Origin of the sequence: Pseudomonas sp. LjRoot277 (genome assembly GCF_964253845.1) — a bacterium.
Taxonomy (GTDB): domain Bacteria; phylum Pseudomonadota; class Gammaproteobacteria; order Pseudomonadales; family Pseudomonadaceae; genus Aquipseudomonas.
Genome location: NZ_CAXURI020000001.1, coordinates 5,690,593 through 5,701,862 on the forward strand (window position 1 = coordinate 5,690,593; position 11,270 = coordinate 5,701,862).

Annotated in this window: 6 protein-coding genes, 1 tRNA gene, 3 rRNA genes and 3 pseudogenes; 7 read left to right on the forward strand and 6 right to left on the reverse strand. The window is 53.5% G+C overall.

Annotation, left to right across the window (positions count from 1 at the left end; translation table 11 throughout):
• Position 1: 1 nt before the first annotated feature.
• A complete protein-coding gene (gene queA, locus ACSQ87_RS26525) occupies positions 2–1,051 on the reverse strand; it encodes a tRNA preQ1(34) S-adenosylmethionine ribosyltransferase-isomerase QueA (RefSeq protein WP_046046021.1) in 1,050 nt (349 codons plus the stop codon).
• A 107-nt stretch (positions 1,052–1,158) separates the two neighbouring features.
• On the opposite strand from queA, the gene ACSQ87_RS26530 reads away from it, so the two are divergent.
• The 5 genes and pseudogenes from ACSQ87_RS26530 to ACSQ87_RS26550 all read left to right on the forward strand — a co-directional run bounded on the left by ACSQ87_RS26530 (position 1,159) and on the right by ACSQ87_RS26550 (position 3,264).
• Positions 1,159–1,243: transfer RNA gene (locus ACSQ87_RS26530), tRNA-Leu, on the forward strand.
• 246 nt (positions 1,244–1,489) lie between these two features.
• The gene (locus tag ACSQ87_RS26535) at positions 1,490–1,870 is read left to right on the forward strand and encodes a phage integrase central domain-containing protein (RefSeq protein WP_436275119.1); all 381 of its coding nucleotides are present in this window, start codon (positions 1,490–1,492) and stop codon (positions 1,868–1,870) included.
• A 276-nt stretch (positions 1,871–2,146) separates the two neighbouring features.
• A pseudogene (locus ACSQ87_RS26540) lies at positions 2,147–2,359 on the forward strand (hypothetical protein); the annotation flags it as partial.
• Positions 2,359–2,841: pseudogene (locus ACSQ87_RS26545) on the forward strand (IS66 family transposase); the annotation flags it as partial. The pseudogenes ACSQ87_RS26540 and ACSQ87_RS26545, both read left to right, overlap by 1 nt.
• Positions 2,842–2,898: 57 nt before the next feature.
• Positions 2,899–3,264: an NIPSNAP family protein gene (locus ACSQ87_RS26550; protein ID WP_436274726.1), complete on the forward strand. Its 366-nt coding sequence runs from the start codon at positions 2,899–2,901 to the stop codon at positions 3,262–3,264.
• 175 nt (positions 3,265–3,439) lie between these two features.
• On the opposite strand, the gene rrf is transcribed toward ACSQ87_RS26550, so the two are convergent.
• The 3 genes from rrf to ACSQ87_RS26565 all read right to left on the reverse strand — a co-directional run bounded on the left by rrf (position 3,440) and on the right by ACSQ87_RS26565 (position 8,435).
• Positions 3,440–3,555 (reverse strand): 5S ribosomal RNA (gene rrf / locus ACSQ87_RS26555).
• 147 nt (positions 3,556–3,702) lie between these two features.
• Positions 3,703–6,594 (reverse strand): 23S ribosomal RNA (locus tag ACSQ87_RS26560).
• A gap of 302 nt (positions 6,595–6,896) precedes the next feature.
• Positions 6,897–8,435: ribosomal RNA gene (locus ACSQ87_RS26565) — 16S ribosomal RNA — on the reverse strand.
• Together the 16S, 23S and 5S rRNA genes form the textbook arrangement of a ribosomal RNA operon.
• A gap of 481 nt (positions 8,436–8,916) precedes the next feature.
• On the opposite strand from ACSQ87_RS26565, the gene ACSQ87_RS26570 reads away from it, so the two are divergent.
• Together ACSQ87_RS26570 and ACSQ87_RS26575 are read left to right on the forward strand one after the other, a co-directional pair.
• Positions 8,917–9,786: an AraC family transcriptional regulator gene (locus ACSQ87_RS26570; protein WP_223433698.1), complete on the forward strand. Its 870-nt coding sequence runs from the start codon at positions 8,917–8,919 to the stop codon at positions 9,784–9,786.
• 343 nt (positions 9,787–10,129) lie between these two features.
• On the forward strand, positions 10,130–10,459 hold the full coding sequence (locus ACSQ87_RS26575) for a hypothetical protein (RefSeq protein ID WP_436274727.1): 330 nt from the start codon (positions 10,130–10,132) through the stop codon (positions 10,457–10,459).
• A 49-nt stretch (positions 10,460–10,508) separates the two neighbouring features.
• On the opposite strand, the pseudogene ACSQ87_RS26580 reads toward ACSQ87_RS26575, so the two are convergent.
• Positions 10,509–10,601: pseudogene (locus ACSQ87_RS26580) on the reverse strand (PH domain-containing protein); the annotation flags it as partial.
• 31 nt (positions 10,602–10,632) lie between these two features.
• On the reverse strand, positions 10,633–10,992 hold the full coding sequence (locus tag ACSQ87_RS26585; protein ID WP_223429754.1) for a potassium channel family protein: 360 nt from the start codon (positions 10,990–10,992) through the stop codon (positions 10,633–10,635).
• Between the last annotated feature and the right edge of the window lie 278 nt (positions 10,993–11,270).

The window sequence follows — 11,270 nt, forward strand, 5'->3', positions numbered from 1 at the left end:
CTCATTCTGTTTCCTCAGGGCCACGTGGTGCGGGATTACGGGTGATAAACATCGCATCACCGTAGCTGAAAAAGCGGTAACCATGCTCAACGGCGGCTTTATAAGCGGCCATGGCTTCGGGATAACCGGCGAACGCCGAAACCAGCATCAACAGCGTGGATTCGGGCAAATGGAAGTTGGTGACCAGGGCATCGACCACATGAAACGGCCGGCCCGGGTAGATAAAGATGTCGGTGTCGCCACTGAACGGCTTGAGCACGCCATCGCGCGCGGCACTTTCCAGGGAACGCACGCTGGTGGTCCCCACCGCCACCACGCGACCACCGCGAGCGCGGCAGGCCTCGACGGCATCGACCACGTCCTGACCGACTTCCAGCCACTCGCTATGCATGTGGTGGTCTTCGATCTTCTCGACGCGCACCGGCTGGAAGGTGCCAGCGCCGACGTGCAAGGTCACGAACGCAGTCTCGACGCCCTTGGCGGCAATCGCCTCCATCAGCGGCTGATCGAAATGCAGCCCCGCCGTCGGCGCCGCTACCGCGCCCAAACGCTCGGCGTAGACCGTCTGATAACGCTCGCGGTCCGAGCCTTCATCCGGGCGGTCTATATAAGGAGGCAACGGCATGTGACCGACGCGGTCGAGCAGCGGCAACACCTCTTCGGCAAAGCCCAGCTCAAACAGCGCATCGTGACGCGCCAGCATCTCGGCTTCACCACCGCCGTCGATCAGGATCTTCGACCCCGGCTTCGGCGACTTGCTGGACCGCACATGGGCCAGCACGCGATGACTGTCGAGCACCCGCTCCACCAGGATTTCCAGCTTGCCGCCGGAAGCCTTCTGGCCAAACAGCCGCGCCGGAATCACCCGGGTATTGTTGAACACCATCAAATCACCCGGGCGCAAATGCTCGAGCAAATCAGTGAATTGACGGTGTGCCAGGGCGCCGCTGACCCCATCAAGGGTCAACAGGCGACTGTTGCGACGCTCAGCCAAAGGATGGCGAGCGATCAGCGAATCAGGGAGCTCGAAGGTAAAGTCAGCAACGCGCATGATGGGGTTCGTCTAGCAGGGCCGGGAAGTCTAGCGGAAATATCAAAAATTCTCCATGTACCTGATTGACCGACGGTTATCTCATCTCTATACTTCGCCGCCATTGAGCCCTGATGGCGGAATTGGTAGACGCGGCGGATTCAAAATCCGTTTTCGAAAGGAGTGGGAGTTCGAGTCTCCCTCGGGGCACCATTTGCAGTACATAGACGACTACCAGCGTCTACGCAACACCCCTAGAGCCCGCTAACTGCGGGCTTTTTGGTCTTTGGGGTTCCATCCCTCGCAAGCCAGCCTCTTCTTGGTACATTTTCTGTACAGATTCCAGTTCGAGAACCGGAGGTGTACAGCCATGCCCCTCACCGCCTTGCAACTCAAAGTGTCCAAGCCGCAGGAGGCTCGTGAACGACTGCTGAATGCCGGAAGCTGCTCAAGAACGACATCAACCCTGGCGCCAAGCGGCGGGATGACAAGCAGCAGCAACGGGAGGCTGGGCTCAACACCTTCAGGCGAGCTACGGAGTACTGGTATCAGTTCAAGGCCGACTCCGGCCGCAGCCATGCGAAGTTAAAGAAGATTCGCGACTACCTCGACAAGGATCTGCTACCGGCACTCGGCGAGATGCAGCTGGAACACATCAATCGCGCCGACTGCGCGAAGTTGCAGGCCAGCATCGAAAAGCGCGGGGCGTTCAATGTGGCAGACAAAGCCCGGACCTGGCTCAAGAAGTTTTTCAGTCAGGCGATTGCGCGGGGGGGGGGTGTGCGAACACAATCCGGCTTCAGAACTTCATGCCATCGCGCTGGCGCCGCCTTCCCCTGAGTACTCTCCGCATTTGCGTGAAAGCAAGCTGCCGGAACTTCTTCAGGCGCTGAGTAAGACCACCAGCCGGTTGCCGTCGAGGATTGCAGCGCCGCCTCCACCCGCCCACTTCTTCGGAAGTGTTCAGGAGGCCAGATCATGAGATGCCCAAGCTCCCGACCGTAAGGAGCCGCCAGTCCCGCGTAGTGGACAACCCTCACAGGTCGCAGGGGCCTTGATCCCTGATAACACTCAACATTCTTGCAAGAGCGCTTGCAGGTGTTCCTGGGAGTCGGGAGCGCGACCGCGCGGTACGTTCGGGGACTCACGGCAACCCCCAGTGCGCAGAGATGGGCAGCAGCCCATTATTTTCATGCAGTGCGGACCGATCCGACATTCTGCTGCTCGATCAAGAGTGCGCCCCATGACCTCTCTGTCGCGCCTCGATTGCTGTCCAAACCAATAGTGGTCCCCGACAGTTTTGGGATTCAGGACGTTTTTCGGCATCTAGACAGGCCCTGCGTTATATCCAGTTGCTGTACGAAATCGAACGTGAAGTTCACGATCTGGAGCCGGATTTACGGCGCCGAAAACGGCAAGAAAAAGCGGTACCGGTGATGGATATGCTGCATGCCTGGATGATTGCCCAGCGTGATCTCGTGCCTGAAGGCTCAGCCATCAGCAGAGCATTGGATTACAGCTTGAAACGCTGGGCAGCGCTGTCGCGCTACCTTGATGACGGGGCCGTACCCATTGACAATAATTGGGCAGAGAACCAGATCCAGCCGTGGGCTCTTGGACGCAAGAACTGGCTCTTCGCAGGGTCGTTACGCAGCGGGCATCGGGCGGCGGCGATCATGAGCTTAATCCAGTCTGCGCGGCTCAACGAGCATGATCCGTACGCTTATTTAAAGGACGTCCTTACACGCCTACCGACGCAGCGAGCGAATGAGATTACGCAACTGCTGCCGCATAGCTGGACTCCCGCCTAATAACGTAAGCTGGGATGTACGGATGCTCACGTTGAAACTCCACATGGAAGACTTGGAATGACTCGAATTATTGAAATTCTGATGTATACCTTAAAGCCAGGATCGGGATTGGATTTTCATCAAATAATGCAGAATGTAAGTGTACCGCTTCACCTAGAATCTGGCATAGATGTCGTTTCTTATGGCAGCTCATTACATGATTGTGACAGCTATCACCTGATTCGCTCCTATGAAAGCGAGATCCATCGCCAAGTATCTCAAGATGTTTTTTACGCAAGCGCTGCCTGGAAACAGGGCCCGAGAGAAGACATTGTCAGTCGGATTGAAGTCAGTACAACGACAGTTATGGCGCTCGCTCAAGACGTAATTGATGCCATCAGAACTTCCGTATATCTATCTAGAGCCGAAGCTCGATCCGCGTAGCTGACATCGACAAAGGCAGACCCCGTAGCCTTAAACGCGGGGATCAGGAAGATGTGTTGGCCGGACGGTTACAAACCAGATACAAACTCAACCTCCGTACCAGTCTAAGGATGCTTTTTTCGAGGACAAAACAAAACCCCTACCTGCAGACGCAGATAGGGGTTTCGGAATTTAATCTTGACGATGACCTACTCTCACATGGGGAAACCCCACACTACCATCGGCGATGCATCGTTTCACTGCTGAGTTCGGGATGGGATCAGGTGGTTCCAATGCTCTATGGTCGTCAAGAAATTCGGGTACTGAACCGTCTTTCGACGTTTCAGCAAATTGGGTATGCAATAGATTTGTGTGTTGCGTTGCGAATTTTCGACTTGTGTCGTCTTCACACACCGCAATCTGGTGCCTCTTCAGGTCAGCAAATTGCTTGGGTGTTATATGGTCAAGCCTCACGGGCAATTAGTATTGGTTAGCTCAACGCCTCACAGCGCTTACACACCCAACCTATCAACGTCGTAGTCTTCGACGGCCCTTCAGGGGACTCAAGGTCCCAGTGAGATCTCATCTTGAGGCTAGTTTCCCGCTTAGATGCTTTCAGCGGTTATCTATTCCGAACATAGCTACCCGGCAATGCCACTGGCGTGACAACCGGAACACCAGAGGTTCGTCCACTCCGGTCCTCTCGTACTAGGAGCAGCCCCTCTCAAATCTCAAACGTCCACGGCAGATAGGGACCGAACTGTCTCACGACGTTCTAAACCCAGCTCGCGTACCACTTTAAATGGCGAACAGCCATACCCTTGGGACCGGCTTCAGCCCCAGGATGTGATGAGCCGACATCGAGGTGCCAAACACCGCCGTCGATATGAACTCTTGGGCGGTATCAGCCTGTTATCCCCGGAGTACCTTTTATCCGTTGAGCGATGGCCCTTCCATACAGAACCACCGGATCACTAAGACCTACTTTCGTACCTGCTCGACGTGTCTGTCTCGCAGTCAAGCGCGCTTTTGCCTTTATACTCTACGACCGATTTCCGACCGGTCTGAGCGCACCTTCGTACTCCTCCGTTACTCTTTAGGAGGAGACCGCCCCAGTCAAACTACCCACCATACACTGTCCTCGATCCGGATAACGGACCTGAGTTAGAACCTCAAAGTTGCCAGGGTGGTATTTCAAGGTTGGCTCCACGCGAACTGGCGTCCACGCTTCAAAGCCTCCCACCTATCCTACACAAGCAAATTCAAAGTCCAGTGCAAAGCTATAGTAAAGGTTCACGGGGTCTTTCCGTCTAGCCGCGGATACACTGCATCTTCACAGCGATTTCAATTTCACTGAGTCTCGGGTGGAGACAGCGCCGCCATCGTTACGCCATTCGTGCAGGTCGGAACTTACCCGACAAGGAATTTCGCTACCTTAGGACCGTTATAGTTACGGCCGCCGTTTACCGGGGCTTCGATCAAGAGCTTCGCGTTAGCTAACCCCATCAATTAACCTTCCGGCACCGGGCAGGCGTCACACCCTATACGTCCACTTTCGTGTTTGCAGAGTGCTGTGTTTTTAATAAACAGTCGCAGCGGCCTGGTATCTTCGACCGGCATGGGCTTACGCAGTAAATGCTTCACCCTCACCGGCGCACCTTCTCCCGAAGTTACGGTGCCATTTTGCCTAGTTCCTTCACCCGAGTTCTCTCAAGCGCCTTGGTATTCTCTACCCAACCACCTGTGTCGGTTTGGGGTACGGTTCCTGGTTACCTGAAGCTTAGAAGCTTTTCTTGGAAGCATGGCATCAACCACTTCGTCACCCAAAGGGTAACTCGTCATCAGCTCTCGGCCTTAGAATCCCGGATTTACCTAAGATTCCAGCCTACCACCTTAAACTTGGACAACCAACGCCAAGCTGGCCTAGCCTTCTCCGTCCCTCCATCGCAATAACCAGAAGTACAGGAATATTAACCTGTTTTCCATCGACTACGCTTTTCAGCCTCGCCTTAGGGACCGACTAACCCTGCGTCGATTAACGTTGCGCAGGAAACCTTGGTCTTTCGGCGTGGGTGTTTTTCACACCCATTGTCGTTACTCATGTCAGCATTCGCACTTCTGATACCTCCAGCAAGCTTCTCAACTCACCTTCACAGGCTTACAGAACGCTCCTCTACCGCATCACCTAAGTGATACCCGTAGCTTCGGTGTATGGTTTGAGCCCCGTTACATCTTCCGCGCAGGCCGACTCGACTAGTGAGCTATTACGCTTTCTTTAAAGGGTGGCTGCTTCTAAGCCAACCTCCTAGCTGTCTAAGCCTTCCCACATCGTTTCCCACTTAACCATAACTTTGGGACCTTAGCTGACGGTCTGGGTTGTTTCCCTTTTCACGACGGACGTTAGCACCCGCCGTGTGTCTCCCATGCTCGGCACTTGTAGGTATTCGGAGTTTGCATCGGTTTGGTAAGTCGGGATGACCCCCTAGCCGAAACAGTGCTCTACCCCCTACAGTGATACATGAGGCGCTACCTAAATAGCTTTCGAGGAGAACCAGCTATCTCCGAGCTTGATTAGCCTTTCACTCCGATCCACAGGTCATCCGCTAACTTTTCAACGGTAGTCGGTTCGGTCCTCCAGTTAGTGTTACCCAACCTTCAACCTGCCCATGGATAGATCGCCCGGTTTCGGGTCTATTCCCAGCGACTAGACGCCCTATTAAGACTCGCTTTCGCTACGCCTCCCCTATTCGGTTAAGCTCGCCACTGAAAATAAGTCGCTGACCCATTATACAAAAGGTACGCAGTCACCCAACAAAGTGGGCTCCCACTGCTTGTACGCATACGGTTTCAGGATCTATTTCACTCCCCTCTCCGGGGTTCTTTTCGCCTTTCCCTCACGGTACTAGTTCACTATCGGTCAGTCAGTAGTATTTAGCCTTGGAGGATGGTCCCCCCATATTCAGACAAAGTTTCTCGTGCTCCGTCCTACTCGATTTCATGACCAAGAGATTTTCGCGTACAGGGCTATCACCCACTATGGCCGCACTTTCCAGAGCGTTCCGCTAATCTCAAAGCCACTTAAGGGCTAGTCCCCGTTCGCTCGCCACTACTAAGGGAATCTCGGTTGATTTCTTTTCCTCAGGGTACTTAGATGTTTCAGTTCCCCTGGTTCGCCTCTTAAGCCTATGTATTCAGCTTAAGATAACCATCTTATGATGGCTGGGTTCCCCCATTCAGACATCTCCGGATCAAAGTCTGTTTGCCGACTCCCCGAAGCTTTTCGCAGGCTACCACGTCTTTCATCGCCTCTGACTGCCAAGGCATCCACCGTATGCGCTTCTTCACTTGACCATATAACCCCAAGCAATCTGGTTATACTGTGAAGACGACATTCGCCGAAAATTCGCAATTTAACTCACAAATTTTACCTTAGCCTGATCCGTTACCAGTGAAAGTAACGTTCAGTCTATCTTTCTATCACATACCCAAATTTTTAAAGAACGATCTAATCAAAGACTAGAAATCAATATTCATACTGGAATATTCATTTCTAAACTCTAACGAAACAGACCACCTTAAAGGCTGGCCTCTCGTCTTCTTCAATGAATCAAGCAATTCGTGTGGGAACTTATGGAGCAGCTGATGTCGTCGATTAAGGAGGTGATCCAGCCGCAGGTTCCCCTACGGCTACCTTGTTACGACTTCACCCCAGTCATGAATCACACCGTGGTAACCGTCCTCCCGAAGGTTAGACTAGCTACTTCTGGTGCAACCCACTCCCATGGTGTGACGGGCGGTGTGTACAAGGCCCGGGAACGTATTCACCGCGACATTCTGATTCGCGATTACTAGCGATTCCGACTTCACGCAGTCGAGTTGCAGACTGCGATCCGGACTACGATCGGTTTTCTGGGATTAGCTCCACCTCGCGGCTTGGCAACCCTCTGTACCGACCATTGTAGCACGTGTGTAGCCCAGGCCGTAAGGGCCATGATGACTTGACGTCATCCCCACCTTCCTCCGGTTTGTCACCGGCAGTCTCCTTAGAGTGCCCACCATTACGTGCTGGTAACTAAGGACAAGGGTTGCGCTCGTTACGGGACTTAACCCAACATCTCACGACACGAGCTGACGACAGCCATGCAGCACCTGTCTCAATGTTCCCGAAGGCACTCCGCTATCTCTAGCAGATTCATTGGATGTCAAGGCCTGGTAAGGTTCTTCGCGTTGCTTCGAATTAAACCACATGCTCCACCGCTTGTGCGGGCCCCCGTCAATTCATTTGAGTTTTAACCTTGCGGCCGTACTCCCCAGGCGGTCAACTTAATGCGTTAGCTGCGCCACTAAGAGCTCAAGGCTCCCAACGGCTAGTTGACATCGTTTACGGCGTGGACTACCAGGGTATCTAATCCTGTTTGCTCCCCACGCTTTCGCACCTCAGTGTCAGTATCAGTCCAGGTGGTCGCCTTCGCCACTGGTGTTCCTTCCTATATCTACGCATTTCACCGCTACACAGGAAATTCCACCACCCTCTACCATACTCTAGCTTGTCAGTTTTGAATGCAGTTCCCAGGTTGAGCCCGGGGATTTCACATCCAACTTAACAAACCACCTACGCGCGCTTTACGCCCAGTAATTCCGATTAACGCTTGCACCCTCTGTATTACCGCGGCTGCTGGCACAGAGTTAGCCGGTGCTTATTCTGTCGGTAACGTCAAAACACTAACGTATTAGGTTAATGCCCTTCCTCCCAACTTAAAGTGCTTTACAATCCGAAGACCTTCTTCACACACGCGGCATGGCTGGATCAGGCTTTCGCCCATTGTCCAATATTCCCCACTGCTGCCTCCCGTAGGAGTCTGGACCGTGTCTCAGTTCCAGTGTGACTGATCATCCTCTCAGACCAGTTACGGATCGTCGCCTTGGTGAGCCATTACCTCACCAACTAGCTAATCCGACCTAGGCTCATCTGATAGCGCAAGGCCCGAAGGTCCCCTGCTTTCTCCCGTAGGACGTATGCGGTATTAGCGTCCGTTTCCGAGCGTTATCCCCCACTACCAGGCAGATTCCTAGGCATTACTCACCCGTCCGCCGCTCGCCACCAGGTACAAGTACCCGTGCTGCCGCTCGACTTGCATGTGTTAGGCCTGCCGCCAGCGTTCAATCTGAGCCATGATCAAACTCTTCAGTTCAAACATCTTTGGGTTTTTAAGAAACCCTAAACTTGGCTCAGCAATCGTTGGTTACATCTTTGATTTCTCGCGGAGTAACTTGTGATGCTGATAATCTTGTTGACTATCAGTCTGACTCCACAAGCACCCACACGAATTGCTTGATTCAATTGTTAAAGAGCGGTTGGTTAAGATCTTTCGTCTCAACCGAGGAGCGCACTCTACAGCACATCCCCTCAAGTAGCAACCTTAAAAGTTTCTGATTTCATTAACAAAATCAACAACTTAAGCCAAAAGCAACATCAAGCTGCTCGTTAGCGGGAGGCGAATAGTACAGCATTAAAATACGTGGTCAACCCCTGTCTAGAAATTCTTTTTCCTTACCAAAGCGCTGGGTTACCACCATGAAAACTTCCAAGGTCTGTAGCAAGCACGGCTAGGCGCGGGCACGCCGGTATAGTTGACTCTATATGCCTACCGTATTCCCCGGAGCCTCCATCCAGTGCCTGACTTGCCGAGCAACGCCGCCTACACAAAGCGCTTCAATGCAGTACTCGCCTACATCGACGCCAATCTCGAAGGTGACTTGTCTGTGAAGACGTTGAGCCAGGTGGCGAACTTTTCGGCGTTTCACTTCCATCGACAATTCACCGCCTTCGTGGGCGTGCCTGTTTCACGTTATGTACAGTTGATGCGGCTACGACGCGCAGCGCATTGCCTGTCCTCCCTCGCGGATTACTCGGTGCTGGAAGCAGCGTTCAGTGCGGGTTTCGAAAGCCCCGAGGCATTTTCCAGGGCATTCAGGCGGGCGTTCGGTATGACGCCGAGTGCATTCAGGAAGCAACCGAATTGGCAGGTCTGGGGCTCGGTGTTCACCATCCCTCATTTTTCCAGGAGCATCATCATGCAGGTGCGAATCGTAGAGTTTCACGAAGTCAGAGTTGCAGCACTCGAGCATTGTGGCGCTCCCGGACTCATTAATGAGAGTGTTCGCAAGTTTTCCGAATGGCGCATGCAGAGCGGACAGTCGCCAGTGAAATCAAGTCGCAGCTTTGGCATTCCTTTCGGCAACCCCGATACGACACCACCCGAAGCGTTCCGGTTTGCAATCTGCGGCGAGATTCACGAGGCGGTAGCAGCGAATGAGTTCGGCGTAACCGAGCGCGTTATCCCTGGAGGGCGTTGCGTTGTAGTGCGTCACGTGGGTTCGACGGATCACATCGGCGAAACGATCTATCCGATCTATCGCGACTGGCTTCCCACCAGCGGCGAGGAACTTCGAGACCAGCCGCTGTTCTTCGATTATCTAAGCGTTTATCCCGAGACACCGCAGGATCAATGGCAGACCGATATTTATGTGCCGTTGCAATAGCGGAGCAGACATGTTGCTTCTGGTTTAGAACGATCATCATTGATTTCATCGCTGCAAGCAGCCTCTCGCCAAGGGGCAGCTATTGGCCCGGACTGTGCCCCCCCCGCCAACTTACTCGCGTCAAAATAATCTATACGAATCAATTAATTAATGTTAGCTTCGAGTCGCCCTCGGGGGCCAGAATTAAGAAAGGTCTTGCTTTGCAAGGCCTTTTTTTCGTCTGTAGAAAAGTGACCTCGCCCACCGCTGTCGTGTAGGAGCTGCCGAAGGCTGCGATCTTTTGATCTTGCTCTTCAACGCCATACCCCGAAACCGTTCGGCTAACGAATCAAGGATTCACACAATGGAATTGCCACTGGAAACCGTTGCCCTTTTCGCCCTCAAGCTGGCTTATGAGAGGGAAGGTGAAAGTCCGATTTTGCGGGATGATCCGATCATGAGCGATTACGAGCGGGAGGTGTTTGGGTTGTTGGTGCGGCGGGGGGATGTTGAGGCGATTCAGTTTAGGGTGGCGCGATGTGTGGGGTTGGCGATGGAGGCTTTGGGTGGGGTTGGGACGCCGTTGGGGCGGGAGCTGCATCGTTTGTCTGTTGAGTTTGGCAATGCGCGGACGATGGAGCAGCTTGATGCGCCGCTCATTGCGCTTAAGGACTATCTGAAAGACATTCAATGAATAAAGGTGGGCGACCTAAAAAGCGGGAACGCCTGATAGCTGGACCGAGACTCTCGGTGATGCCCTGCACGTTGACCGCGATGATGCGGTTGCTGGTAAACACCACGCCGTCGCGCATGGATTTGCAGGAGTCGATGATTTGCGCCCCCTTCCAGTAGCAACCAAGCATGACTTCACGCCGTCGGCTTACCCGGTTCGTCCTGCCCCGCCGCCCGCACTGCAACCTCAATCGCCCGAACACTGATCGCCGCAAATATCGCTGTCATCAGCACCCCGTTGAACCCCAGCAAAATCGCCAGAACCCGCGAGACGCCAAGTTTCGGCACGAGTTCTCCATAACCAATGGTCAAACCGGTCACGAAGCCGAAATAGATGCCGTCAAAAGGATCCCAACCCTCCAGGTAGCTGATGATGAGGCCGAATAGCACGATAGAAAAAAGCAGTATGGAAAAGATCGGCCAGACAACGCGAAAGTAGAAGCAGACTGCTTTGTAGAATTCTCGACGGACGTGCGATGCATGAGTGGGGTTCATGTCATGGGTTTCCTGAGGTTTGCCTGAGCGGCAGGCGTATTAACACTCCATCAGCTTGGCACAAGCGCTGGAAACTGGTGATCAACTGTGAAGTGGTCAACTAATTCCGGACACCTCGATAGGTGACTTCGACGCCATCGACCATTCAGGGACGACGCCTCTGGCCGCACTCTTCTAGACTCAATAGAAGGTCGTAGAAAGAACCGAACACGTCGCTTTGGTGCAGATGAATCAAAAGCAGCGTGGCAAGCTGCCTTAATGCCCTTATAGAGGTGCGG

Bases quoted from the DNA above. Each gene is read 5' to 3' on its own strand.
- queA (WP_046046021.1), bottom strand. From the start codon at position 1,051: ATGCGCGTTGCTGACTTTACCTTCGAGCTCCCTGATTCGCTGATCGCT.
- ACSQ87_RS26575 (WP_436274727.1), top strand. From the start codon at position 10,130: ATGGAATTGCCACTGGAAACCGTTGCCCTTTTCGCCCTCAAGCTGGCT.
- ACSQ87_RS26585 (WP_223429754.1), bottom strand. From the start codon at position 10,992: ATGAACCCCACTCATGCATCGCACGTCCGTCGAGAATTCTACAAAGCA.
- ACSQ87_RS26550 (WP_436274726.1), top strand. From the start codon at position 2,899: ATGACTCGAATTATTGAAATTCTGATGTATACCTTAAAGCCAGGATCG.